The sequence below is a fragment of the Acidisoma silvae genome (genome assembly GCF_020618775.1).
Lineage (GTDB): Bacteria > Pseudomonadota > Alphaproteobacteria > Acetobacterales > Acetobacteraceae > Acidisoma > Acidisoma silvae.
Window position 1 is genome coordinate 46507 of the sequence record NZ_JAESVB010000017.1, and the last position, 26363, is coordinate 72869.

The window sequence follows — 26363 nt, forward strand, 5'->3', positions numbered from 1 at the left end:
TGATCCTCAGCCGATGCAGGCGGCCAGCAGCCGCTCAGCATCGATTTTTGGGGCGGCGTGTTCCTCGGCAATCTGGCCGTTACGCAGAACAAGGACGCGATCGCAAACGTGATCGAGTTCTTCTATCTCGCTGGAAACGAAAAGAATGGATTTCCCTTCGCGCGCCAGGCTGCGGATGATGTCATAGATCTGGTTCTTGGCTTCGACATCGACGCCACGCGTTGGTTCATCCAGCAGTAGGATGCGGGAGCCGGCATGAATCCAGCGGCCGATGACCACCTTCTGCTGGTTGCCACCGGACAAGGTGGCAATTGGCGTTGTTGTTGCAGCGGTTTTGACGTGCAGCCTGCTGATGATGGCGCGCGTTGCTTCGGCGATGACCTTGTTGGAAAGAATGCCGGCGCGGTCGACCTGCCGAAAGTCGGTGGCAACCGTATTCTCGTCCACGCCCAGCATCGGGATGATGCCGTCTTCCTTTCGACTTTCCGGCGTATAGCCGAAGCCCAACTGAATCATGTCAGTGTAACGACGTGGAGCCGGCGCACCGGCCACCAGAACTTGACCGGAGAGCGGCTTGCTTAGCCCCATAATGCTTTCAAACAGTTCGGTGCGGCCGGAGCCGAGCAGACCGGCAATCCCCAGGACTTCGCCACGCCGCAGGGCGAAAGTAACGCCATTGAGCTTCGGCGGCACGGCAAGATTCCGAACTTCCAGCACGGTCTCACCACCCGATTGGGGTATGATGGTCCGGGTTTGCTCGCTGCGCCCGAGCATCATCTGCACAATATCTTCAGTGCGCGCTTCCGCGACCGGCAAGGTAGAGATGATGCGGCCGTCGCGCAGGACTGTCGCAGTATCGGCAAGACGCCGGATTTCGTTCATGCGATGGCTGACATAAAGAACTGCGACGCCCTGGGCCGCGACCTCGCGCACGGCGGCGCAGACCTGATCAACTTCTGCCGCGGCAAGCGAGCTTGTCGGCTCATCGAGAATAACAAGGCGTGGCGAGCCCTGAAACGCGCGTGCGATTTCCACCATTTGCTGCGCGGCGGGGCTGAGTGCCGAAATGAGCAGGAAAGGATCGAGTTTAAGACCGAGCCTTAACAGCGCATGGCGAGTCGCCTCTGCCATGCTGCGATGGTCAAGAATACCATGGGCACGGGGCCAGGCACCGAGGAACATATTCTCGGCGATGCTCATGCTGGGTACCAGGCTCAGTTCTTGATAGACAGCGCGCAGGCCGCGCCCCGCAGCTTCCCGCGTACGGCCTGCCCCTTGTATCGCGAGCGGCTTGCCATTCAGCAGCACCACACCCTCATCTGGAGTTTCCGCACCGGTCAGCAGCCGGATAAGCGTTGACTTGCCGGCGCCGTTTTTGCCTAGAATGGCACGCACCTCGCCGGGCTGAACTGAGAAGGCCACGCCATCGAGCGCAAGCACACCGGGATAGCGACGAGTGGCGCGGCGCAGTTCAGCAATGGGGGGAATCGTCTGGCTCATCGCGTTTAGGTCCACTGCCTCAGGGCAGACCGTCGCTATGGGCCGAGAGCCAAGCGTTTGCTGCGTCAGGTGTGGTGTAAAGACCGATCGCCGCCGGCACGATCGGATTCGCCGGGGTTTTGCCATCGACGGCATCTATCGCTTCCTGAATTGCAAGATGGCCGACCGCCTTGCCGGATATATCGACGACAGCCTTCAGCACCTTGTGCTCAGCCAGGGAATGGGCGATGTCGGTTGTCATATCGCTACCAAAAACCACGACGCTTTTGCCGCTTTGCTGAACGGCGCGCGTCGCTCCCAGTGTGGCGCCCCCAGACTCACCGAAGAAAGCGTTAAGATCGGGGTGCGCGGTCAGGATCTTCTCCGATACCGCAAGAGAAGCATCGACTGTCGTGCCCTGCTGGTTGTCGACAAGGGTTGCATCCGGCACGCGCTTGAGGAGCGCGGCTTGGAACCCCTTGCGGCGGTTGATGCAGACCTCGACGAATTCACAGTTAACGACGCCGATTTTCGGAGACTTGACGCCGGCCTTGATGAAATAGTCAGCAGCGGCGTCGCCCAGCTTGGCCCCGAAAGCCACAGGATCGCCTACAACATAGGCATAGACATATTTCTTCATGGCCACGTCGTTGACGCAGGTATTATAGCAGACGACAGGAATACCGGCTTGATGCGCGCGGCGGATAGCATGGACAGAGCCATCCGCGGACACAGCCGACAACAGAATGGCCTTCACATTCGCTGAAATCAGCGTATCGATGAAAGCGCTCTCTTTTGACGGATCATCCTGAGCTGTCGTCTCGACAAGCCGGATGGAGCGATGCATGCCAGCGGCACCGTCCTGCACGCCTTTTCGCACGCCGGCATAATAGCCCTGCGAGTCGAGATAGATTGCGCCGATGCCAACCTGGGGCGCCGCGTGTGCCGCAATGCTGCCGATAACGATTACAAAGCTGCCGATCGCTGCGGCGAAAAAGCCAAGAAAACGCATATTATCCCCCTCCCTGATCCGCATTTTTTGTTTCCCTTGATCCAGGATGCGGTATGATTTAATTTAAAGACTAGTCGGATGAATGAAGAATGCAAGTCGGAAATCAAACACGTCCTCGGGTTCATCAGAATGTCGTCGCGGAGCTAGCGCGCAGGATATTGTCGGGAGAGATCCCATCTGGAGGCATTCTGGCCAGCATGCAGGACCTGGCTGATGAGTTGAGCGTCAGCCGTTCTGCTCTGCGGGAGGCAATCAAAGTTCTGAGTGCGAAAGGCATGGTTGAGGTACGGCCGCGGATTGGCACGCGTGTCCGGCCCAGATCTGGCTGGAACCTGATGGACCCGGAGCTTCTGTCCTGGTGCGGGCTCGACTTCGATCATCACCTTCTGGAAAGCCTGCTCAAATGCCGGCAGTTGATTGAGCCAGGGGCAGCAGCGATGGCAGCAGCCAATGCGAATGCCGGTCAGCTCGCGATGATAGAAAACGCTTTCTTAAGAATGAAGGCGGCGACCTCACTTGCTGAGCGCCTGCAAGCAGATTTGGATTTTCACGTCTCGGTCTTATCTGCGAGCGGCAATATATTTTTGGAGCAATGGGGAGGCACTATTTCGTCAATTTTGCTCGCCGCATTCCGCATTTCGACCGAGACCGCGCCATCGGATGACGAGGCTTTCGACGTTCATGCGGAAGTTCTGGATGCGATCCGCCTCAGGAACGCGCCCAGAGCCGACCGTGCGATGCGGCGTCTCCTGACAGTTGCTGCAAAAGACCTGCACGTAGCGGAGGGTGCGGTTCAAAAGGCGTCTTAAGTGGAGCGAACGATTGTTACAACGCAAGACAAATAACCACACTTGACACATTTAATGGTCGGATGTTTGTCTGCGGCAGCTTCCTGATATGAGCGCCGGCGAAAGTCACTGCCGGCAAAACAACAATGATAAGAAACGTCCAGAAGGAGTGGCTTATGTCTGATCGCATTTGGCGACTTGCAGCGTCGCTTGCCGTGGCAGCGGGGCTTGGCGGGGCAGGGGCGCATGCCGCCTTCGCCCAGGATCCGTCATTGACGATCGCCTATATCCAAAAGCAAGGCGACCAGCAGTATTTTGTCGATGAGGCGCAGGGGGCAAAGGATGAGGCCAAAGCGCTCGGCCATGTCAAAGTGAATGTTGTCAACGTTCAGATGGACGCAAATGCCGCCATCAGCGCGATGAATGTCATGGTCGGGCAGAAGGTGAGCGGGATCGCCATCGTGGTGCCGGATCAGCAGATAGGCCCGCAGGTAATCGACATGGCGACTCAGGCCAAGATTCCGCTTGTCTCCTCTGATGACCCGATTAAAAGCGGCACCGGGTCGCTTGCTCCTTTTGTCGGCTTCGATGGTTATCAGATGGGCTATAAGGTTGGGCAAGCAGCGGGCGCGTTATATAAGAAAGCTGGCTGGACGGCATCGACAACCCGTGTGGCGGCCGCCTTCGAAGAACAGCTTTCAGTCTGCCAGGACCGCGAGCACGGCGAAGAAGATGGATTCAAGGCCGCCGGCGGGGATGTGCCAACGATCGTCAAGATCGGCACGGATAATTCCGTGGTTGATGCCCAGAACCGAACCGGTGCCGTTGTCACGGCTAATCCGCAAATCAAGCACTGGGTGGTCTGGGGCTGTAACGATGAGAACGAGACAGGTGCTGTAACGGCGCTCGCCAATGCGGGCCTGCCTGCGGACAACATCATCGGCGTCGGGCTTGGTGCTTATCTCACTTGCAAGGATTGGCAGGCGGGCCAGACGTCAGGCAACAAGGCTGCGCTTTTTATCAGTGGTCACGATGTCGGAAGTGCTGCCATCAAAGTTCTGGTAGAAAGTATCCGTAATCACACGCCGCTCCCAGCAAAAACGATTGCCAATACGACGATCGTGACACCCGCTAATTGGAAGGGCGTCATGGGCGGCTGCAGCTAGGTCTGAATCGGAGAGGCGTGCTCTACGCGCGACTTCCCGTTTTCCTTATCTCCGATAATGAAAGAACCTCAGCAATGACAGGTGCTGTGCTCCTGCACATGGATGACGTTGCCAAGCGCTTCGGCCCAGTTCAGGCGCTTCGCGGCGTGTCACTCAATGCCCGCGCTGGAGAGGTTCTGGCCCTGATGGGAGAGAACGGCGCGGGCAAGTCTACTTTGCTTCGCTTGATGAGCGGCGTGCATCAGCCAGACGGCGGCAATATTACCGTGGACGGACAGCGCGTAGTCTTCGCGACGCCTCAGGCGGCGCGTGCGGCCGGGGTGCGTGTAGTGGCGCAGGAGCCGGAGATTATCCCCGATGTTTCGGTCGCCGAGAATGTCTATGCCGGGGCGCTTCCGCGGCGCGGGTGCATTTTCGACCGTGCCGGGCTGCGCGCGCAATTGGAGCAGGATTTGGCCCGTTACGGTTTTACCGGCGTGCTGGACCCCGCACAGCTCGGACGAAGCCTATCGCCAGCGCAAAGGCAAGTCATCGAAATTCTCCGTGCACTCACCGGTGGCGCGCGCGTTATCGCTTTCGACGAGCCGACGTCCTCACTCTCAGATCATGAGGTCGAAAGCCTATTCCGCCTCATTGCGCAACTGAAGGCCGAGGACATTGCCGTCATCTATGTCTCGCATCGCATGAAGGAGATTTTCCGTATAGCCGACCGCATCCTTGTTCTTCGTGACGGCGCCTCGGTGGGAGAACGGCAGGCAGCAGAGACGGATGAGCCTGAACTGGTGCGGATGATGGTAGGGCGTGATCTCTCTGCACTTTTTCCACGCAGTCCCCGCAGCGTGGGGGCTCCCGTGTTGAGCCTCCACAATATCACCACTGAGGATGTGACGAGTGTGAGTTTTAATGTGCGCGCAGGAGAAATCGTGGCGCTCGCCGGGCTGGTTGGGGCAGGCCGCACTGAACTCGCGCATGCCATTATCGGCGATACACCCATTGCGTCTGGTCATATTGAGGTTGAAGGCAGGCAGCTGACGCTTCGCTCCCCGCGGGACGCGGTGAAGGCGGGCCTGGCGCTGGCGCCGGAAGAGCGCAAGCAGCAAGCCCTGCTGATGAAGCGCTCGGTGCGGGACAATATCTGCCTCGCCATTCTTGGCCGTCTCCAGCGCTGGCGGGTCGTCAGCCGAACAGAAGAAGGGCGTATTGCGCGCCGCTATGTTCAGGAACTCCGCGTACGCACACCGACGATCGATCAAGAAGTTGCCACGTTGTCCGGTGGCAACCAGCAGAAAACGGTCCTCGCACGATGGCTTGCGCGGGAAGCGAAATTGCTCATCCTGGACGAGCCAACACGCGGCGTGGATGTCGGCGCCAAGGCCGATATTTATGCCATCATCGACAAGCTCGCGGCCCAGGGAAGCGCCATCTTGGTGATATCTTCTGAATTGCCGGAGGTGCTGGGTTTGGCCGACCGCATCCTTGTCATGCAAGGTGGCCGTATCCGCGGGGAGATAAGTCGAGCTGAGGCGACAGAAGAAAAGATACTCAGCCTCGCTATATTGGAGAATGCAGCGTGACAACTTCCGCACAAACCCCCGTCAAGGCAGCACGTGGAGCCAACTTTATATTGGCACGACGTATCCTTGCGGTTGTCGGCGTGCAGAATATGAGCCTCATACTGGCGCTGGTCCTGCTGGTAATTTTTATCGGCGTGCAAAACAGCAATTTTTTTTATGCGAGCAATATCGCGACGATTGGCACGACCATCGCCATCGTCGGTGTGTTGGCGGTGGTGCAAACCGTCGTAATGCTGTTAGGCGGACTCGATATATCAGTTGGCAGCCAGGCGGGGCTGACCTCCGTCGTTTCGGCAATGGTTTTCATGTCGACTGGCAGCGCGTTGGCAGGAATTGCAGCAGCCCTCGTCCTCGGTCTTTGCCTCGGACTGCTTAACGGTATTGTGATCATCTACGGACGCGTGAATGCCGTCATCGCAACGCTAGCGACATTTGCGGCGTTTCGCGGGGCTGCAAATCTCATCTCGGATGGCCGCGCGCAGGGCTATACAGGAATGAACCATCTTTTTGTCTTTCTGGCGCGCGGCGATATTGTGGGCGTCCCCGTGCTGATCTGGATTCTGCTTGTCGTGGCATTATTGGTGCAATTGATGCTGCATTTTACGGATATTGGTCGCAATATCTACGCCGTTGGTGGCAATGCCATAGCGGCTCGTCTGGCCGGCATTCCGCTGAACCGGTATATCGTTGGATGCTACATGCTGGTGGGGCTCGTCGCCGCGCTGGCGGGCATTCTGCTGACGGCCCGCACCGGGTCAGGGCAGCCAACATCTGGCAGCCAAGGTCTGGAGCTGCAATCCATTACCGCGGCGGCGCTCGGTGGTGTCGCCTTGCAGGGCGGGCGTGGCACGATCGTCGGCACGATTCTCGCGGTCATCTTGCTCGGTGTGCTGGAGAACGGTTTGATCATCCTGAATGTCAACAGTTTTTGGCAGGATATTGCACAGGGTGCACTTCTCGTCGTCGCTGTCGTTATCCAGCAACGTCGGGCGGGAACCAAGGGCGTCGGCTTGCCATAAGGGATCGACGTGGGCTCTAAGGGCAGAAAGCGACGCCTTGCCTTGTTTTGTCGGGACGGTGACCAATCCTGTTCCTCAAACTGCGGCACGGGGCGGTCAGTGCATTCATGTCTTGACCCTGGTGTTGTACTGCATGATTTTCTGGGAATCATCGACGTTCTCAAAATGAGCTACGCATTATATGAGAATACATAGTGTTTCAGTCTTAATCTAACAGCAAATATCAGACTAAGCGCCGGCGTGACCGTTGCCCAATAGGCTAAGGAATCCGTGCAGGTCAGCCACACTGTTCCATGGGCAGCTTGCTAAAAGCTCTGTTTGCGGACGCCGAGTGTGCCTGTGACGTTGCATGTCACGCAGTCTCAAATTGGCAGCAGCTCATTTTGCTCATTCTCAATCTAAACGCTTTGCGTCATTGCATCTTGGCTTCAGAATTTAACGCTAATCTTCCAATTCCGCGTCGCAATGTTCGATACAGCGTGACATACGGCTCAGCCCGAAAGATCTGCCCAAAAAGAAGGCGCGCTCAAAAATTGTGCAAAACTTAAATTAAATGCACTGCCGAAAAAAGGTATTGACGGGTGGGCGTTTGTTAACGATGTAGAATCCCATCTTCATTCGAGCTGGCGCCCGCCGCGAGGACTGCTTTGCTGAAATCGTGCCCCGCTGGATCGCGTCTTATGCGCTCGCCCAACCTTGCGTCAGTCCAAACCTCTAGGCGAGTCTTGGTCGTCGCTTCGGCGTATTGCAGCCGTTGCTTTAGCGCCGGGATAGTCATGCTTTCGATCTCGGCCTCTCTTCTGGTTTCAGTTATATGATCGTCTTCAAGAACGTCACGAAGCGGTATGACAACGGCACGATTGCAGTCGATGATCTGTCGCTGGAGGCACCGAAAGGGCGGATTACGATTTTCGTTGGCCCGTCCGGCTGCGGCAAGACCACGTCTCTGCGCATGATCAATCGGCTTATCGCCCCAACCTCGGGTTCAATCCTGCTGGACGGCCAGCCGACGGAGGCGATGAACCTCGCGCAGCTGCGGCGAAAGATCGGCTATGTTATCCAGCACGCCGGGCTCTTTCCGCATCTTAATGTGGTGCAAAATATCGCGACGACCGCCCGGCTGAAAGGCATCGCCAAAAAGCAGGCTTTGCTCATCGCCTCGGAATTGCTGGAGCGTGTGGGACTGGATCTTTCTTTCGGCAACCGCTATCCCTGGCAGCTCTCTGGTGGGCAGCAGCAGCGCGTGGGTGTGGCGCGCGCGCTGGCGTCCGATCCTGAGTTCATGCTCATGGACGAGCCGTTCAGCGCAGTCGATCCAGTCGTGCGCCACCAGCTACAGGAAGAGTTTCTGCGGCTGCAGCGCGATATCGGCAAAACGATCATCATGGTGACGCATGACATCGATGAGGCGCTGAAGTTGGGCGACCAGGTCGCTGTGTTGCGCACCGGCGGCGTCCTAGCCCAAGTCGCGTCCCCCAAGGAACTGCTGTCCAATCCTGCCGACTCTTTCGTAGCTGATTTCGTGGGGCGTGATCGCGGATATCGCTATCTGAGCTTTGTCGATGCCGCTTCGTCCCTGGCCGTGATGATTGAGCCCGTAGTCGCGCTTGGAACTGAGGCGGCGGCGGCCCGCATTGTCGCGAAGGACCAGTGGATACTGGTTGTCAATGCTGCGGCCCAACCGCTTGGCTGGGTTGATCTTGACCGTCAGAGCGGTCCCCTACGGGAAAGCGATCTCAATCTTAGCGGTACGCTGGCATCTCAGGACCATAGCCTGCGGCAGGTGCTCGATGCAGCGCTCAGCGCGCCGTCCGGCCGCGGCGTGATCGTGGATGCGGGCCGCGTGCTAGCCGGCTCGGTGCGTCTCTCGGACGTCGTGGCGGCTATCCAGAGCGCGAAAGCCGCTGGATGGGGAGGGCGGCCGTGAATTTCGATTGGCTCGCCGGTGAAGTCGACGATATCGGCAATTTTTTTGCATGGCATGTCGCCCTGTCCGTCATTCCCGTTTTAGTGGCACTCGTGCTCGCAGTGCCAATCGGCTGGCTTGTCAAGCAATCGGGTTTTTTGCGGCCCGCGCTTCTGGGCACAGTCGGGCTTCTTTATACGATCCCATCGCTGGCGCTCTTTGTGCTTTTGCCGCTTGTGCTCGGCACGCAGATCCTGGATCCGCTTAATGTTGTAGTAGCGCTGACCGTCTACACGCTGGCTTTGCTGGTGCGGACCGTCTGTGACGGGCTGGAAGCGGTGTCTTCTGATGTCTTGCAAGCCGCAAACGCCATGGGGTACCGGCGCATTGCCCGCTTTTTCCGTGTTGAGCTGCCGCTGGCTGTTCCGGTCATCGGCGCCGGGCTGCGTGTGGCAGTCGTCTCGAACGTCAGCATCGTCTCGATTGCAGCGCTGATCGGCACGCCGCAGCTCGGATCGCTTTTCACCGAAGGGCTGGAACTGCACTTCCTGACACCGATTTTTACGGGAATTATTCTGTGCGTCGCCTTGGCGGTTCTGCTCGACAGTCTTGTTCTCATCATCACGCGTCAGTTGACGGGCTGGCAGCCGCGGACATGAGATCGTGATCCCTTGGTTCACCGATCCCCAGCATTGGAACGGATCGGATGCGATCGGGCTGCTGATCGGACAACACCTGATCTATAGCGCGGCGGCATTGGCTATTGCCCTGCTGATCGGCTTTCCCATTGGACTTTACGTGGGGCATACGCGGCGTGGCGTGGTGATAGTTGCAGGCACCGCAAACGCGTTGCGGTCGCTGCCTAGCCTCGGCCTGATTGTCATGTTGGTCATCTTGTTTGGGCCGGTTTTCAAGTCGGATCTCGCCTACTTGGTTCCTTGTCTCATCGTGCTGGTGTTGTTGGCTGTCCCTCCGATTATGACAAATACTTATGCTGGTATTGCGGCCGTAGACCCGGCATCCGTCGATGCTGCGCGCGGTATGGGATATTCGCCGTTGGGTGTTCTGCTACATGTGGAATTGCCGTGCGCGCTGCCGCTTATTTTCTCAGGCATCAGAAGCGCAGCCCTCCAGGTCATCTCGACGGCAACAATCGCGGCCTATGTGTCGCTGGGTGGCCTTGGCCGACTTATTATCGATGGCCTAGCGCAGCGCGACTATTACGAAATGGTCGCTGGCGCGATTTTGGTCGGTCTTCTCACGCTTGCCGTCGACCTTGCCATTGCTCTTGCATCCCGCTTGGCCCTGTCCCGGGGGCTGGTCCGCTGATGCGAAGTTTCTGTCTTTTCCTAAAACCTCATCAGGATCGCTGAGATGACCATGACCATCCTGCGCCGGGCAATCTACGCCTGCGCCGCCCTGTCAGTGACGACATTGCCTGCGCTTGCGGCCGATCCCTTCGGCTCGCCCGTGCCGAAGCGCCATTCGAAGAGTACCATCATCGTGGGCTCTGCCAACTTTCCGGAAAGCCAGTTGATCGCCACGATCTATGCCAAGGCCCTGAAGGACGCTGGTCTTTCGGTACAGACGCATATGAATATCGGCAGCCGAGAGGTTTATATCCCCGCGTTGGAGGATGGTTCCATCGACTTGCTGCCCGAATATTCCGGCAGCATGCTGACATATCTCGATAAAAATGCGACAGCGAGCTCACCATCCGATGTCGTATCCGCGCTGAAAGCCGCGCTGCCCAAGGGTGTTTCAATGCTGACGCCATCTGCTGCCCAGGACGCCGATACGGTAACGGTGACGGCGGCGACAGCTGCGAAGTACCATCTGAAGTCGATCGCCGATTTGAATCCAGTCGCCGATGAAATGGTATCGGGCGGAGCGCCGGAATGGCAGACGCGTGAGGAGGGTGCTGTCGGTCTTACCAAAATCTACGGAGTGACTTTTAAATCCTTCAAAGATTTGGACGAGGCGGGCCCATTGACACTTTCAGCACTGGTCAACGGCCAGATTCAAGCGGCAGACGTTTATTCGACCGATCCGTCGATGTCAGCGGATCATCTTGTCGCGCTAAGCGATCCGAAATCGCTGTTTCCGGCACAGAATGTCGTGCCGATCATCGCGGCCGCAAAGGTGAGTCTCGTCGTGACCAAGACATTGGATGCCGTCTCCGCTGCATTGACCACGGATGATCTGGTCAAGATGAATGCGGAACTTGCTAATCATGTAAGCTATGAGAAAGTTGCAAATGACTGGCTAAGGGCTCACAAAATTCAATAACTGTGCCGAAGCATTTTTAGCGAATCTCGAGTTCAGGCCCGACTGATAGTAGCCAAAGGCCTATGTCATCGGCGCCGTCATTTGAAATGGCGGCGCCGTTTTTAGTTGTTGATCGCTATTGGCTCGCCCCAAAGTGTTGCCTTGCGCGGCGCCTACGAATGATGGGGCCTGTTGTCGATATGACGCAAAAGGCGTCTCCCTCAAACTATGGGCAGATGCAGTGGTAACATGCGAACTCGCAGGAGATCTCTGTTGGCCCGCCCATACATGGAGCGCTTCACCGTCTTCAGTCAGTTGATCTGGCCTCGACTTGGATATTGCTCTATCTCTTGACAATGACGCTGCGAACTTCGGCTATGTCCATTGCGCAAAGTCAAGACGAAGCGGCGTATAGCGTAGTGGCCAAAGCTGTGCGCTTCCTTCATCCAGTCATCAGGGCGATCCATTCTATTCCCTGGCGCCGTGCATCCAGCGTCTTAAGGCCAAGATCAAGGTTCCACTCGATTTTCATGGCTTTCTCCTGGCTGCAGGCCACCATCGATATGGCTGTGCTGCAAGACCCCCCTCCGTTTTGCCCACAGATTGAGGAAAATCCCCTTAAAGGCGCTCTGTATGGTTTTCGGTGCCAGAAAAATTGATTGCGCAGTTCAGCTGCTAAATGGGATCACACTGTTTTTTCTGCTCCGCCGCAAGCGCTTCACTTAAGCGCTTCACTTCGGCTTCGAGGTCATCGACATGCTTCCGTAGCGGACTGATGGCTTCCTCAATTTCTGCTTCGGTGAAACGCGGTGTGATGTGCTGCGGGCAGTTCCAGTCGAAGGTCACCAAATGTAGGAGAATGATGTGCTCCACCTTAGCCTTATACGCGGGGTCGAGCACTTGTGCCGCAAGCTCCGGCCTTTCTGTCAGTAAGACGCTTTCCGCATGTGCCAAGATCTTCATCCGCGACCGACTTGGATAGTTCATCAGGATCAATGCGATCCGGTTGTCGGTGCTAAGGTTGCCGAGCGATATATACTGTAAGTTCCCCCGGTAGTCGGGAAAGGCGAGCGTCTTTTCATCTATTACCTTGAGAAAGCCAGGTTGGCCGCCCCGGTGCTGAATATAGGGCCATCCGCTTTCGCCCACAGTCGCCATGTAGAAACTGTCGCGCATGCCGATGAAAGCCGCCTCGTCCGGGCCAAAGCGGCCGAATTCCCGATGGCCTCTAAAATCTGCCCAGACTTTGTCTGTGCCCATGGTGGTCTGCATAGCCCTTACGCCGGGCGTCACCATCTGATCCAGAAAACCGTAAGACATAGCCTTTCTCTCTCTTTAGGGCTGACATAGCACCAACCACTTTCCAGCTAAAATGGTCGTTTCATTGAGTCGGTGGCTGACCGCAGCCGCGTTTTATCGCTGCCCAATTGCCAGCGCGAAACGCTTCGCCTCGACTATTTGCGCCTCGGCGGTCATGTCCTTGTTGCTGCTAAGTGTGCGCTCCCCACCTCAACGAAGCCAAGCTATCGCATTCCGACAATCGGCAGAACTAGCGATTTTGCGCGGCTCAATTTCAGATATTGAAATAAGCGTTAAACTGACGGTGCCGGGCTCGATGTTGGCCTCTCCCCGAAAGGCCGCTCTTGCAGGCGTGACCAACGCATTTAGCTGCCGAAAGGGAATGGCGCAGGAGTTTCCCGACCCTGCTGAAGCGGACGCCGCAAAAGGCTGATCCGGTAGGTCGCAGGCGGGTTTACCGCACTCCGGTTGGTCATGAGTTCATCGTCCCTCGACGCAAACCGCTACGGCACCGGCTACAGCGAAGGTTTAGGCGGAACCCCTACAATAAATAACACATCAAAGCCGTGAATAATGCGGTCTGTTGCTGCATATCCAACATTTTACGGTTTTATGCTGCACTATCGCCAGAATATGGTTGAGGATGAACGTTATATGGATATAAATCTAATAAATAACGTTTTAATAAGTATTACTCTATATTTAAACTATAAAAATAGTGCAATGGAGTTGGCCATACTTTTCCGTCCCACATTGACAAAAGGCCAGGCCGCAAGCGCTAGCGCACTGTCCACTACGGGCGTGCCCATTTTCTTTGCGCCTTCCGCTGCGAAAGGTTTGGACGCTTCGCTGCGGCGCCTAGCGGCAGCAGACGCACCAATTCTTGTCATTGGCGAGATTGGCACAGGAAAAGAGACGGCGGCACGTCATGTCCATGCGTCAGGTAGCCGCTGCCATGGTCCTTTTATCGCCGTAAACTGCCGGGCATTGTCCGATATGTCAGCAGATGCGGACCTTCTGGGCTATGAGAAAGACGCTTTTCCGGGCGCGTTTACCGGTCAGCGTGGGTGGTTTGAAGCAGCAAATGGCGGAACACTGTTTCTCGATGAGGTGGGAACCCTCCCTTATTCATCACAGCTGAAACTGCTGCGATCTCTTCAACAACGCGAAGTCATAAGACTGGGATCAATTACCCCTATTCCTGTGGATGTTCGCGTTATCGCATCGTCAACTCCCGGCTTGCGCAAAGCGATTGACGAGAACCTCTTCAACGAAGAGCTGTATTTTGAGCTGAATGTCTTCAACCTGACGATTCCGCCCTTGCGGAGTCGCGTGGAAGAAATTCCCTCTCTGGCCTTCCATTTCTTGAGACTGCATGGCGACCTGCTAGCAAAGCCAGTATCAGAAATCAGCGCTTCTGCAATCGATGTTCTCCGTCGCCACTCCTGGCCGGGAAACATGAAAGAGTTCCAGAATACAATTCAAAATGCGGTCTTCCTTGCAGCGGGTGACATTATCGGCCCGGAAGATCTGCGAATTGTGGAGCAATCCCACTCATCCGGCGATAAGACGTTCGAGGATTCTCTGCTGATCTTGCTGAGGGAAGCGTATTCCAGGGCAGAACCAGATGTCTTCAATCGCGCCACGAAAAGCATCGTCACGTCGGCCTTCGCCTTTGCAGGCCAAAATCAGGTGCGAACCGCGGATATTCTGGGTGTTAGCCGAAACACGCTTCGGACTCAGTTGGCCAACTTTGGTTCAATCACACGGCGGCGCAAAGACAGTATCCCATCCACAAAGCGAGAGTTGAGAATAGGCTATCAACGCTTTGGCACCTTGAGTGTTTTGAAGGCGCTTGGCAGTCTGGATGAGACCCTAGCGGAAAAGGGCTACAGCATCCGATGGACAAGCTATGCAGCCGGTCCATCACTGCTTGCCGCGCTCCATGCTGGCGAGATCGATTTCGGCGCGACAGGCGACGTACCGCCGATCTTTGCTCAAGCGGTTGGCGCGCCGTTGGTTTACGTTGCACATGAACCAGCGGCTCCCGAGAGCGTCGCCCTCGTCGTTCCACACGACAGCACAATCCGGTCACTTGGCGACCTTCGCGGCAAACGCATTAAATTCAGTCGTGGCTCGAATGTTCACTACCTGGTCGTGAAAGCCCTGGAGGCTTCCGGTCTGTCGTTTGACGACATCGAATGTGTTTATGCCGAGCCGTCAGACGCTGCTGGCTATGTCGACGGAGGAGGCGCGGACGTATGGGCTCTCTGGGATCCTCTGCTGCAAATGGCCCAGCAGGCACGCAAACTCCGCGTCCTCACTGATGGCTCGGGCCTTGTTCAAAATCATCAATTCTACCTCGCGAGCAAGCGCTTCATAGCCAATATGGAAGAGCTGCTTTCTGTGCTGCTCCAGGAACTGCAAGCGGCCGGGCTTTTTGTGGCAAATCAACCGGTCGAAGCTGCCTACCTTCTTTCAGAGAAGATCGGCACGGACGCATCAGCCCTGAAGGTGGCGTTCCATAGGCTGACCCACGGGGCGCGCCTTTTATCTCGGCAGGTGATTGAGGAACAGCAAAAGATCGCTGACCATTTCTATTCTCTAGGACTCTTGCCGAAATCCATATCTGTTCATGACGCGGTTTTCGGCGCAGGCGCTCAAGGTCGTCGCGCGACGTTGTCACTATGATGACAAGCTCAACACATTTTTGGACATCAGGCCCCCACGCAAGCGTTTGGCGGTTCGGAGTGTTCTCTCGATAGAGGACGGAAAATGGTAAAAATTATTGGAATATCGGGGAGTGTCAATCACCCTTCCCGAACCGCATCACTGGTGGGAGAAATCCTGGATCAGCTGGGGCAGGATCCGGCTTTCGAAACTCGGCTGATCGAGTTGTCCGAAGAAGCGCCGGTTCTATTCTCCGCTCTTCGGCGTGAAGATCTGCATGGACGAAGCGCGCAGATTGTTGAAAGTGTCGAACAGGCGGACTTGCTCGTGGTCGGCACGCCGGTCTATCGCGCCTCCTACACAGGGGCTCTCAAGCATCTGTTCGATCTGGTGCATCACCGCTATTTCATTGGTAAGCCTGTCATCCTGGCGGCGACTGGCGGCACGCCACTCCATGGGCTTGTGACTGAACATCAGTTGCGTCCGCTTTTTGGCTTTCTCAACGCGCTATCGTTGCCGACGGCAATTTACGCAGTTGAGCAAGATTTTTCTGAATATAGACTTAACAACACCGTCGTAAGCCAACGCATTGAAAGAGTGGTAGCAGAAGCGAGAACACAAATAGCGCTACTTCTCGAATTGCACGGGCATGTGCGTCCGCTCGTCTCTGCCGTTTGAACTAATCTCTCTAAGGAGAAAGCACAATGAGCCACAGCACAAACAACAGTCACTCGATCGTTCGTGATCCACTCAAATTTGCGTATTGGGTCCCGAATGTCTCCGGCGGTTTAGTGATCAGTGACATCGAGCAGCGCACCAGTTGGGACATTGACTATAATCGAAAGCTTGCTCAGATCGCGGAACAAAATGGATTTGAATATGCTCTCAGCCAGATCCGCTTTACCGCTGGATATGGTGCAGAATTCCAGCATGAACCGGTGTCCTTTAGCCAAGCGCTTCTTGCAGCCACCGAGAAGCTAAAGGTCATTGCGGCTTTGCTGCCCGGTCCTTGGAATCCGGCCGTCGCCGCAAAGCAGATCGCCACGATCAACCATCTCAGTCATGGTCGCATCGCTGTGAATGTCGTTAGCGGTTGGTTCAGAGGCGAGTTTACGGCGATTGGTGAACATTGGCTCGACCATGACGAACGTTATCGCCGCAGCGAGGAATTCATCCGAGCTCTTCGCGGGATTTGGACTGAAGATAACTTTACGTTTCGTGGGGATTTTTATCGGTTCAGTGACTACTCATTGAAGCCCAAGCCGCTTGATCCCCAACCGGAAATCTTCCAGGGCGGGTCGTCGCGCGCGGCACGGGATATGGCTGCCCGTGTCTCTGATTGGTATTTCACCAATGGCAATACACCGGAAGAGATCAAAAAGCAGGTTGACGACATTCAGGGTAAAGCTGCCGAGAATGGGCACAAGGTGCAGGTCGGCGTGAATGCCTTCGCCATCGTTCGCGCGAGCGAAAGCGAGGCGAGAGAGGTTCTCAACGAGATCATCGCAAAAGCGAATCCGGAGGCCGTCAATGCGTTCGGTCATGAAGTCAAGAATGCAGGCAAAGCTTCTCCGGAAGGCCAAGGAAACTGGGCCAAATCCAGCTTCGAAGATCTCGTGCAATACAATGACGGATTCCGTTCGAATCTGATTGGAACACCCCATCAAGTCGCTGAGCGCGTGCTTGCCCTTAAGGACGCAGGAGCAGATCTCATTCTGCTGGGTTTTCTACATTTTCAGGAAGAGGTCGAATTTTTCGGCAAGGAAGTCATTCCCTTGGTGCGCGAGTTGGAAGCGGCGCGGCAGCTTTCAACGGCAGCAGAATAAGCGAGTTCGATGGGACCTGTTCTTCAACTGAGTGATGTGAGCCTGTCGTTCGGTGGCGTTGCGGCGCTGCGCGACGTCAGTATCACTGTGCGAAAGGAAAATATTCACGCCATCATCGGACCCAATGGCGCCGGCAAAAGCTCTCTTTTGAATGTCATGACTGGAGTTTACATCCCCAGCTCTGGGGCGATCTTTCTGGCAGGGCAGTCCTTCAAAACCCTGCCGACCGAGCGCCTTGCCCGGCTTGGCGTAGCCCGGACATTTCAGAATATCGCTTTATTCAAAGGATTGTCAGTCCTTCAGAATATTGAGATGGGCCAAAGCCATCAAAAACGAGCGAGCACTCTGGAGCAGGTGTTTCACTTGCCACGTGCCCGGAGGGAAGCAAAGCGATCGCATGAAATCGCTCGAGCGCTGGCGGAGCAGCTGCATTTGACACCTTTCTTAGACAGAACAATTGCCTCTCTACCCTACGGTGTTCAAAAGCGCGTCGAATTTGCTCGTGCACTCGCGGCAGAGCCAACGGTTCTCCTTCTGGATGAACCCATGGCTGGGATGTCGCGGAGCGAGAAGGAAGCAATGTCTCATTTCATTCTAGATGCCCGGGCAAGATGGCATACGAGCATCGTATTGGTGGAACATGACATTCAGTTGGTGATGACTATTTCTGACCATGTCACTGTGCTTGACCACGGTGTTCGCATCGCCGACGGCAGTCCAGAGCAGGTCCAGACAGATCCCAAAGTTATCGAGGCCTATCTCGGGGTCAATCACGCGCCGGTGGCAGAAATCGTGACAGAGTTGGCGGCGGAGTAACAAGCAGTGGATTGGTCCTTTCTTATAGGCGTCGTGATATCCGGCCTTTTGGCGGGCGTCATGTATAGCCTCGTCGCTATAGGCTTCGTGCTCATTTATAAAACATCCGGCGTCCTAAATTTCGCCCAAGGGTCGATGCTGCTATTTGCGGCGCTTACCTTCGTGAGCCTACATGAAGAAGGTCTGCCGTTTTGGATCGCCTTTGTTTTGACGCTTGCCATTATGGTTCTGTTGGGCGTTTTGATCGAGAAGATTGTGCTTCGTCCACTCATCAATCAGCCCCCAATCACGCTATTCATGGCGACACTGGGATTGTCCTACATCATTGAGGGCGGCGCTCAGTTCGTTTGGGGAACTCAAGTTCATCAACTTGATCTGGGGATCGCAGATGTTCCGCTGCCATTGAATTCGATTTTAATCAGCCAGTTCGATATCTTCTGTGCTGGCGTTGCAGGCGCGATTGTTGCCGTTCTGGGCGTTGTTTTACAATATACCCGTGTGGGTCTCGCATTCCGAGCAGCCGCCTTTGATCAGTATGCTGCCTTGAACACAGGTCTTCGACTTCCCCGCATTTGGGCGATCACCTGGGGCGTCGCAGGCTTCATTGCCCTGGTTGGAGGTTTGCTTTGGGGCGCTCGAACCGGTGTGCAGTTTTCGCTCTCTTTAGTTGTCCTCAAATCATTGCCAGTCTTGGTGGTCGGTGGATTTGATTCCATCATTGGCGCCATTGTGGGCGGACTTCTCGTTGGTCTCACCGAAACCCTGATGGAGGTGTATGTCGGTCCATTCATTGGCGGCGGGATTGACCAGTGGATTGCCTATGCCCTTGCTCTTGCCTTCCTACTCATCAAACCGACCGGCCTTTTTGGTCAGCGTAGCGTGGAGCGGGTCTGACGATGAACCGTTCACGTGACGTCACCGCACTTGCCATTTTTGGCGTTTTTCTTGTCGCAGTGCCATTCATTAAATCCGATTATCTATTCAATGCGATCCTAATTCCGTTCATTGCCGTCAGCCTCGCAGCACTGGGGCTTAATATCCTCGCAGGCTACGCCGGTCAGGTTTCGCTTGGCAGCGCGGCTTTCATGGCGATCGGCGCTTTCAGCACTTATGACTTGTTGCTCTACGTGCCGCATCTACCATTCCTTGTTGCTCTTCCGGGTGCTGGTTTGATTACAGCCGTCGCGGGACTTGTATTTGGGTTGCCGGGATTAAGGCTGCGTGGTTTCTACCTGGCTATATCAACGTTAGCCGCCCAGTTCTTCGTCCAATGGGTCTTTACAACCTTCCCTTGGTTCCAAGGCGGCGACACGTCGGGCGTCATTACCGCGCCGCCGATCTTCATTGACGGATTCCAGGTATCAACGCCCGTCGAGCGCTATTTACTTGCTCTAGCCGTAGCCGCGATCCTCACCGTCTTCGCAATCGCGCTGGTGCGCAGCCGGGTGGGGCAAAGCTTCCTGGCCGTTCGGGACAATGAACTCGCCGCGAAGGTCTTGGGTATCAATGTCCTTAAGATAAAGCTCATCGCCTGCGCGATCAGCGGGTTTTATATTGGTATCGCGGGCGCTCTTTGGGCCTATCTCTATGTCCGCACCATCGAGCCCGCCGGATATGATCTGGATCACTCTTTCCAGATTCTCTTCGTCATCATCTTAGGTGGCCTAGCCAGTATCCGCGGCGCCTTTTTGGGCGCAGCCTTTTTGGTTGTATTGCCGCTTCTCCTTTCGCGTGGGGGCGCCGCTCTTCTGGGCCCCAATTTTGACAGCGGCTATGTCGACCTCGCAGAGAAGATAATTCTCGGCGCCCTGATCATTCTCTTTCTCCGCCTTGAGCCCCAGGGGCTTTCGGCTTTGCTCGCCCGCTTTTCGCTGAACCGAAAAGCGACAACCTAGATACCACTTTCTGGAAAGCAAAAATGAAACTTCGTGGAACGCTCGCGTCCTTGCTTTTGGCAACGGCAATCGGTGGATTGCCCTTAACCTCTCATGCGCAAACACCGACACATCAGCAGTATTTTCCGCTGCAAAGTTATCGGGTCGGCCCTTATGCCGCAGGCGGCACGGGATTCTTTGGTGGCTTCATCGATTACATGAACCTGATTAACACCCGTGACGGCGGTGTTAACGGCGTCAAGCTGACCTGGAGCGAATGCGAGACCCAGTATGTCGTCGAGAAGGGTGTTGAATGCTATCAGCGGCTGAAGAGCCATGTGCCCCCTCCGTCGGCCTGGAATCCGCTCAGCGTTGGTATTGCCTATGCCATGATACCCGACATCACGGCCGACAAGGTTCCGCTGATCACAATCGATCATGGTCGAACCGACTCAACCGATGGCGCCGTGTTTCCTTATGTCTTTCCGTTGCTGATGAATCCTTACAGCGAGACCTCGGCGATCATCAACTTCATCGGCTCAAAATCGGGCGGTGACGAGAAGCTGGGCAGCAAGTCGATTGTCGTTCTTTATCATGGCTCGCCTTATGGCCGGGAGACGATTCCAATTTATCAGCTTCTGGCAAAGAAATATGGCTTCAAACTGCAACAGATCGAGGTCCCGGATCCGGGAACACAGCAGCAGTCACAGTGGCTGCAGATTCGTCGTATTCGGCCCGATTACGTTGTCCTCCGTGGCTGGGGTGTTATGAACCCGGTTGCGTTAAAGTCTGCACAGGAAGTCGGCTTTCCGGCGGACCACATCATCGGGAATGTCTGGAGTAATTCGGAGGAAGACGCGCGGCCCGCAGGCAACGCAGCAAAGGGCTATATCGCACTCACTACCCAGGCAACTGGCACGCGGTATCCGGTTATCCAACAGATCCAAAATATCATCTACAAAGCACATCAAGGAAATATGTCTGACCCGGCCCGCGTCGGCAGCGTCTACTACAATCTTGGTGTGGTGAACGGTATCTTGAATGTGGAAGCGGTCCGCATTGCGCAGGCTAAGTTTGGCAATCATAGCTTGACCGGAGACCAGGTGCGGTGGGGCTTCGAGCATCTGGATCTGAGTGTGGCAAAGGTTCAAGCGCTCGGTGCAGCTGGGCTCTTTCATTCGATTGATGTGACCTGCAATGACCACGAGGGTCATGGCTATATCACATTCCAACAATGGAACGGCAAAGAGTGGAATCGGATCAGTGATTGGATCGCGCCGGACTGGGCAATTCTGAGGCCGATCATCGAAGCATCCGCCAATAAATATGCGGCTCAGAACCACATAACCCCCCGTGTCTGCAGCACGGAAGAAGCGGCGGCCAATTAAGGAGACCAAGGATATGGCCGCGCCACTATTGGAACTCGAGCGCCTCTCTGTGGTCTACGAGCCGGCTATTCTGGCCGTCGAAGACGTATCTTTCTCAATTTGGAAAGGGGAGATCGTCGCTTTGTTGGGGGCCAACGGCGCGGGCAAAACTTCGTTGTTGCGAGCGATATCAAACCTTCTGCGTGCCAAGCGCGGCAGGTTGTCGAAGGGGCACATCATCTACGACGGGCAGCGCGTGGAGCGCGTACCGACCCACCGCTTAGTTGAGACTGGGTTGGTCCAAGTTTTGGAAGGACGACATTGCTTTCTCTTCCTGACCGTCGAGGAGAACTTGCTGACGGGTGCACTCGGTCGTCGCAGCAGTCGTGGAGACGCGAAAGATGACCTCGGTCGCGTCTATGAGGTCTTCCCGTCGCTGAAGGCCAAGGCCAAGCAGCCTGCTGGTCTTTTGTCGGGCGGGCAACAACAAATGCTGGCCATTGGGCGAGCGCTTATGGCTCGCCCAAACCTTCTTCTCCTGGACGAGCCTTCGATGGGTTTGGCACCGCTTCTTGCGGCAGAAATATTCGAGACATTGGCGAAGCTCAATCGCGATGATGGTCTAACTATTCTGCTGGCCGAGCAAAATGCGGCATCGGCGCTGCATTACGCCAGCCGCGCTTTCGTATTGGAGAACGGTCGCTTGGCAAGTGGCGGTCCAACGGCGGACCTACTGGCCCGCGACGATATTCTCAGCGCTTACCTAGGCTTGGTGAGTGAGAAAATTGTCGAGACAGCATCGATATAAAATACGCAATCATAGGAGAGCCCCATGACGGTTCCGGATCTACAAAAAAACGCAGAGGCGACCGCGAACGACAAGGCGCGCCATGTTCCGGGTTTACCAAAGCTACCGCAACCAGCTCATGTCATTAGGGATGACGCGGAGGCCATTCAGGTCGCGCATCGGCTGGCGGAGACATTCAATCAGGGCGCGGCAAAGCGTGATCGCGAGCGCATCTGGCCTGTCGAAGAACTGGATGCGTTTTCTCAGAGCGGCCTTTGGTCGATAAACGTGCCGAAAGCCTATGGCGGCCCAGACTTGTCCTATGTCACGCTTAATAAGGTCATTGAAATCATCTCTGCAGCCGACCCCTCTCTGGGGCAAATTCCTCAGAACCATCTTGGTGTCGTCGCCGCGATACGAACGGTTTCCGATGAAGCCCAAAAACGGCTCCTTTTCGCAGAGGTGCTGAGAGGCACGCGATTTGGAAATGCGTTCTCTGAGTTCGGGTCCAAGCGTGCTGCCGATTTCGAGACGAAGTTTGTCGATAAGGGCGACTACGTTATCGTAACCGGAAAGAAGTTCTACTCGACTGGAGCCGTTTTGGCGCATCTGGTGCCAATTGTGGCTTTGGATGATGAAGGCCGGGCATGGTATGCGATCGCCAAACGGGATGATGCGGGTTTGACCGTCATCGACGACTGGTCCAGTTTCGGGCAGCGCACAACGCTGAGCGGTACCGTTATCGTCGATAATGTGCGGGTTCCGAAGACCCATCTGGTTCCGGGTTACAAAGGCTACGATAAACCAACGGCAGATGGAGCGATTTTCCAGGTCATTCAGGCGGCCGTCGATACCGGCATCGCACGCGCGGCGATCGAAGATACGATTGCCTTCGTAAGGTCGTCATCCCGCCCATGGATCGATGCGAATGTCGAACATGCGTCGCAAGACCCTTATACCATCCAGGCGATCGGGGATCTGAGCCTCAAATTGACAGCGACCCAAGCCCTTCTCGAAAAATCCGGCGAAGCGATCGACAGAGCTGTCGTAGACCCGACTGAGAAGACGGTCGCAAAAGCGCAGATCGCCGTGGCGGCTGTTAAGGTTCTCAGCACGGAACTCGCAGTTGCCGCCGGTAGCAAGCTCTTCGAGTTGGCTGGGGCACGTTCGACACTTGCCGCCCATGGGCTAGACCGTCATTGGCGGAATGCGCGCGTTCACACCCTGCATGACCCCGTGCGTTGGAAATACGCGATCCTTGGCAACTACTATCTGAACGGGGTGAACCCGCCTCTACACGCCTGGAGCTAAACTAACCGAGTATTTTGGTGGTGTGAGTTTACAAGTGAGCTTTGCTTCGGGAGGTTTTGGTCACTTCTAAAAGTGAGTTCAAATGGCCGCCTCGTCACCTTCGAAGGAGCAGGGCATGCGCCGCATGTGGAAAGCGCGGCGCAGTTCCAGCAGGCGGTCTTGGCTTTCCCGAAATAGTAGAGGCGAGCGCAACCTTGCCATCTGGCGGCATGGGTTGAGCGAGAAGAAATCGGGTTTAGTCTTCCGACGTTGCCTCCAGCCGGTCAAGTTTGCGGAGGGTCGGAAAGAAACCCATCCACAGGAGGGTTACTACCAGTGTCCCGATGCCGCCTGCGACGGCCGTCGGAACAGCGCCGACAAGCGCGGCCAAGGTTCCGCTTTCAAACTCGCCGAGCTGATTGGATGTGCCGATAAATAGCATGTTCACTGCCGAAACTCGGCCGCGCATGTAATCCGGCGTTTGCAGCTGCACCAAGCTGGAGCGCACGACCACGCTAACCACGTCGGCCGCCCCCACTACGGTAAGCGCGGCGATCGACACCGGCAAGGATCGTGAGAGCCCGAAGATGATGGTTGCGATCCCGAAGAGAGCGACCGCACCAAACATAAGGCGGCCAGCATGCCGCCCAATGGGATGTCTGGCGAGCAGCAGGGAGATTGCCAAGGCGCCGACGGCGGGCGCGGCCCGCAAGCATCCAAGTGCAAAGGGGCCGGCAGGGAGTCAAAAAAATTCTGGTCAGAATGCTGCCGGGCCAGGAAGATCGCGGCTTTCGGCGATATGGGGGCGGTCACGGAATGGGTGCTCAAGCTCGAGGCCAAAAGCGGGTGGGGAGACGTGGAGACGATCGAAGTCGGCAGGCTTGAACGACGGGTCGTCGGGCTAACGGCAGAGGAGATTGGCCTGACGCTGGCAGAAGTGCAGGAGCTTCTCGGAGAACTGGCGCGACTGATCCTGCAAACCCAGATGGAGGAGTTCACCACATGCGCCTGCGTTTGCCATGACTGCATGAAACTCCAACGCCAGCGGGATAACAGGACCCGAAAGATCCAGACGCTATTCGGCGCGGTTGTCGTGGATGCACCTCGGATCAGTGCCTGCCCCTGCAGGAACGATTGGGGTTTGGTGGATGTCTCCCAGTCGCCTCTGGCGGAGATTCTACCGGACCGATGCACACCCTTTAAGGAACATCCCGACCACGAAAAGGTCGAGTCCAGCCTTCAAGGAACCTCGACAACTGCCGTCCTTCAGGGGGGGCAGCCTTCGCCTTACCCGGCCTGGTCGATCCGCACCGAGGCGGAGATGCAGGGCATCGGGCTCTACGATCCCCCGGCTTTTGGAGAGAGACCCATCCGATGGCCATCAAGAGCGCGCAAAAATCCGCACCCCAGCCCGCTCGCGCCCCGCGGAACCGCCAGGCTATCACCCTCGATCTCGTCGCCCGCCTGACGCCCAGTGCCGGTCAGGCCGACAAGCTCTCCACCGCCTTCGGCCTCGAACCGGTCGATTTCGACGAGGTCCGTGCGGCCACCGAAGGCCAGCTTGGCCTCTCCACCAAGGTCCTCTCCTCCACCATCAACGAGACGGGCCTGCGCATCCATCTCCAGCGCGTCGTCGGCGCCTTCGTCGGCTCGGCCCTCGGCGCCGCCACCTTCTACTCCGCCAAGGTCACCGTCGCCCGCGAGCTCACCATGAAACTCACCAACGAAGACCGCGACGAAGATCGGGACGGTGTTTCCGGCTTCGGCAGCAAAGCCGCACGCGCCCGCGAATTCGCGGCTCAAGCCGGTCTCACCGCCTTCGCCCTCTTCGCCGCCGCAACGGGCGCCGTCCATGCCTTCCAGGAGCTCACGGGGGAGCAGTGGAAGCCCTATGAGGCGCCCATCGCCCTTTCCCGCAGCGTCGGCGCTCAGACCGCAGCCCTCCAGATGGATGCCCTCAGCTGATGGGGCCGGGTGGGGCCTCCGGGCTCCACCTCCTCGTGTGCTCGACTGCCATCGCCTGGTCCAACGGGTAATTGGCAAGCACGAATGCGCAGCGCGGGTCCGCTCGCCTGCAGGGCTTCGCCCCACAGCCTGCGCGAGACCAGCGCCGCTGCCGCGCATGCCCGCGCTACGCGCTTGAATTTTCTGCTCACCGACCTAGAAGACCGTCAGGTTTGCGATGATCGTGGCTCGAGACTGCAACAAGCCACATTGCGCGCCTATGGCACGAAATGGCGCTTTTGGCCGCGGTTTCGCTGCGTGTCTTTGGGCGCCGCCATGCTCTCAAAACGTGACCGAGCACTTGCCTCAGACATCTCAGATAGATAAGATAAATCAGAAGGAGGCAGTGGCATGGCACGAGCGGTTCGCAAGAGTGACGGGGACGAGGTGATGGTCAGAGAACCAGTTCGCCCAAAGGCATCGCCGCAAAAGACGACGACCCGCGCCATTGTAACGCGCAAGGTTGCCGCCTCCAAAGCCGCCCAAAGGAAGAAGCTATCCTTTGGCATCGCCAACGATTCGGAAAAGCGCGCTCTCGCCAAAACGGCTAAGAAGGCCGCCGCGCCTCAGAAGAAAACCGCCACAAGGGTCGCCCGGTCACGATCCGACGACCGCACTTGGTCAAATCCGGAGAGGAGAGCGATTCTCGACAAGGTCTCCTCGCTCATCCGGGAGAAGGGTGCCGCTCGTGCGCTTGCGGCGATCGAGCAGATTATCCAGGGCGAGGCCAGTCATGACCCAAGCCGGAAGCTTGCCTCCGGGCCGCACGATATTTACGAGGCTGAAGCAAAACGGTGGAAAGACTTGCGCATGGCGTTTCTGCGCGAGTATCGCAGCGTTACCGCACCGGAACTGGCGGAGTTAACCGGCAGCAAGTCCAAAAACCCCTCCTCGCGTGCTCATGAATGGCTCCGTGCGGGCAAGATTTTTGCCATAAACGACGGAGCCGTCGTGCGCTACCCGTTGTTTCAGCTGGATCTCACCGAAGGCAAACCGCGCCCGGAAATTCAGAAGGTCTTGGCATACCTGCGCGAAAAACTGTCCGACTGGCAGATTGCTATGTGGTTTACGACCCCCAATACCATGGCAGGCAACTGGAGGCGTCCGATCGAGCTTCTTAACTCTGAAATCGATCAGGTCGTCAAAGCGGCAGAGTTCGAAGTCGCCGAGACGGTATTGTAACACGTGTCTGGGCCAGGACTTCCGCCAGCGCCCCCT

23 protein-coding genes and 1 pseudogene are annotated in these 26363 nt (G+C 56.5%); 20 read left to right on the forward strand and 4 right to left on the reverse strand.

The window, feature by feature from the left end; genetic code table 11:
• Positions 1-6 precede the first annotated feature (6 nt).
• Positions 7-1500 (reverse strand): sugar ABC transporter ATP-binding protein, encoded by a 1494-nt coding sequence (locus ASILVAE211_RS21495; protein ID WP_227323425.1) that lies wholly within the window; start codon positions 1498-1500, stop codon positions 7-9.
• Between the two features lie 19 nt (positions 1501-1519).
• The gene (locus ASILVAE211_RS21500; protein WP_319799614.1) at positions 1520-2347 is read right to left on the reverse strand and encodes a substrate-binding domain-containing protein; all 828 of its coding nucleotides are present in this window, start codon (positions 2345-2347) and stop codon (positions 1520-1522) included.
• Between ASILVAE211_RS21500 and ASILVAE211_RS26405 the strand changes: the two genes are divergently transcribed.
• The 9 genes from ASILVAE211_RS26405 (at position 2321) to ASILVAE211_RS21545 (ending at position 11233) form a co-directional block, all read left to right on the forward strand.
• Positions 2321-2548, forward strand: coding sequence for a hypothetical protein (locus tag ASILVAE211_RS26405; protein WP_227323447.1), 228 nt, complete (start codon positions 2321-2323; stop codon positions 2546-2548). The two genes, ASILVAE211_RS21500 and ASILVAE211_RS26405, sit on opposite strands and share 27 nt — an antisense overlap.
• A 32-nt stretch (positions 2549-2580) precedes the next feature.
• A complete protein-coding gene (locus ASILVAE211_RS21510) occupies positions 2581-3300 on the forward strand; it encodes a FadR/GntR family transcriptional regulator (protein ID WP_227323426.1) in 720 nt (239 codons plus the stop codon).
• 155 nt (positions 3301-3455) lie between these two features.
• Positions 3456-4445 (forward strand): substrate-binding domain-containing protein, encoded by a 990-nt coding sequence (locus tag ASILVAE211_RS21515; protein ID WP_227323427.1) that lies wholly within the window; start codon positions 3456-3458, stop codon positions 4443-4445.
• Between the two features lie 74 nt (positions 4446-4519).
• Positions 4520-6019, forward strand: a complete 1500-nt coding sequence (locus ASILVAE211_RS21520; RefSeq protein ID WP_227323428.1) for a sugar ABC transporter ATP-binding protein — start codon at positions 4520-4522, stop codon at positions 6017-6019.
• Positions 6016-7038, forward strand: coding sequence for an ABC transporter permease (locus tag ASILVAE211_RS21525; protein ID WP_227323429.1), 1023 nt, complete (start codon positions 6016-6018; stop codon positions 7036-7038). The genes ASILVAE211_RS21520 and ASILVAE211_RS21525 overlap by 4 nt, the downstream gene beginning before the upstream one ends.
• Positions 7039-7852: 814 nt before the next feature.
• Positions 7853-8965, forward strand: coding sequence for an ABC transporter ATP-binding protein (locus ASILVAE211_RS21530; RefSeq protein ID WP_227323430.1), 1113 nt, complete (start codon positions 7853-7855; stop codon positions 8963-8965).
• On the forward strand, positions 8962-9603 hold the full coding sequence (locus tag ASILVAE211_RS21535) for an ABC transporter permease (protein ID WP_227323431.1): 642 nt from the start codon (positions 8962-8964) through the stop codon (positions 9601-9603). Before ASILVAE211_RS21530 ends, ASILVAE211_RS21535 begins: the two co-directional genes overlap by 4 nt.
• A gap of 4 nt (positions 9604-9607) precedes the next feature.
• The gene (locus ASILVAE211_RS21540; protein WP_227323432.1) at positions 9608-10273 is read left to right on the forward strand and encodes an ABC transporter permease; all 666 of its coding nucleotides are present in this window, start codon (positions 9608-9610) and stop codon (positions 10271-10273) included.
• Between the two features lie 45 nt (positions 10274-10318).
• Positions 10319-11233, forward strand: coding sequence for an ABC transporter substrate-binding protein (locus ASILVAE211_RS21545; protein ID WP_227323433.1), 915 nt, complete (start codon positions 10319-10321; stop codon positions 11231-11233).
• Between the two features lie 654 nt (positions 11234-11887).
• Here the strand turns inward: ASILVAE211_RS21545 and ASILVAE211_RS21550 are convergent.
• Positions 11888-12532 carry a pyridoxamine 5'-phosphate oxidase family protein gene (locus ASILVAE211_RS21550; RefSeq protein ID WP_227323434.1) on the reverse strand — a complete coding sequence of 215 codons (645 nt, stop codon included), beginning with the start codon at positions 12530-12532 and terminating at the stop codon, positions 11888-11890.
• A 552-nt stretch (positions 12533-13084) separates the two neighbouring features.
• Here ASILVAE211_RS21550 and ASILVAE211_RS21555 point away from each other — a divergent pair.
• The 9 genes from ASILVAE211_RS21555 to ASILVAE211_RS21595 all read left to right on the forward strand — a co-directional run bounded on the left by ASILVAE211_RS21555 (position 13085) and on the right by ASILVAE211_RS21595 (position 23162).
• Positions 13085-15202 (forward strand): aliphatic sulfonate ABC transporter substrate-binding protein, encoded by a 2118-nt coding sequence (locus tag ASILVAE211_RS21555; protein ID WP_227323435.1) that lies wholly within the window; start codon positions 13085-13087, stop codon positions 15200-15202.
• Between the two features lie 84 nt (positions 15203-15286).
• On the forward strand, positions 15287-15859 hold the full coding sequence (gene msuE, locus ASILVAE211_RS21560; protein ID WP_227323436.1) for an FMN reductase: 573 nt from the start codon (positions 15287-15289) through the stop codon (positions 15857-15859).
• A 26-nt stretch (positions 15860-15885) separates the two neighbouring features.
• Positions 15886-17007, forward strand: a complete 1122-nt coding sequence (gene sfnG, locus ASILVAE211_RS21565; protein ID WP_227323437.1) for a dimethylsulfone monooxygenase SfnG — start codon at positions 15886-15888, stop codon at positions 17005-17007.
• 9 nt (positions 17008-17016) lie between these two features.
• Entirely contained in the window at positions 17017-17823 is an 807-nt protein-coding gene (locus ASILVAE211_RS21570) for an ABC transporter ATP-binding protein (protein WP_227323438.1), read from the forward strand.
• A 33-nt stretch (positions 17824-17856) separates the two neighbouring features.
• Positions 17857-18717 (forward strand): branched-chain amino acid ABC transporter permease, encoded by an 861-nt coding sequence (locus tag ASILVAE211_RS21575; protein WP_319799617.1) that lies wholly within the window; start codon positions 17857-17859, stop codon positions 18715-18717.
• A gap of 2 nt (positions 18718-18719) precedes the next feature.
• Positions 18720-19718: a branched-chain amino acid ABC transporter permease gene (locus ASILVAE211_RS21580; protein WP_227323440.1), complete on the forward strand. Its 999-nt coding sequence runs from the start codon at positions 18720-18722 to the stop codon at positions 19716-19718.
• 23 nt (positions 19719-19741) lie between these two features.
• Positions 19742-21085 (forward strand): ABC transporter substrate-binding protein, encoded by a 1344-nt coding sequence (locus tag ASILVAE211_RS21585; RefSeq protein ID WP_227323441.1) that lies wholly within the window; start codon positions 19742-19744, stop codon positions 21083-21085.
• 13 nt (positions 21086-21098) lie between these two features.
• Complete coding sequence (locus ASILVAE211_RS21590; protein ID WP_227323442.1) at positions 21099-21872, forward strand: ABC transporter ATP-binding protein; 774 nt, start codon at positions 21099-21101, stop codon at positions 21870-21872.
• Between the two features lie 24 nt (positions 21873-21896).
• A complete protein-coding gene (locus ASILVAE211_RS21595; RefSeq protein ID WP_227323443.1) occupies positions 21897-23162 on the forward strand; it encodes an SfnB family sulfur acquisition oxidoreductase in 1266 nt (421 codons plus the stop codon).
• A 235-nt stretch (positions 23163-23397) separates the two neighbouring features.
• Here the strand turns inward: ASILVAE211_RS21595 and ASILVAE211_RS21600 are convergent.
• Positions 23398-23883: pseudogene (locus ASILVAE211_RS21600) on the reverse strand (MFS transporter); the annotation flags it as partial.
• A gap of 632 nt (positions 23884-24515) precedes the next feature.
• Here ASILVAE211_RS21600 and ASILVAE211_RS21605 point away from each other — a divergent pair.
• A complete protein-coding gene (locus ASILVAE211_RS21605) occupies positions 24516-25106 on the forward strand; it encodes a hypothetical protein (RefSeq protein WP_227323444.1) in 591 nt (196 codons plus the stop codon).
• A 390-nt stretch (positions 25107-25496) separates the two neighbouring features.
• Positions 25497-26327, forward strand: a complete 831-nt coding sequence (locus ASILVAE211_RS21610; protein ID WP_227323445.1) for a hypothetical protein — start codon at positions 25497-25499, stop codon at positions 26325-26327.
• Positions 26328-26363 lie beyond the last annotated feature (36 nt).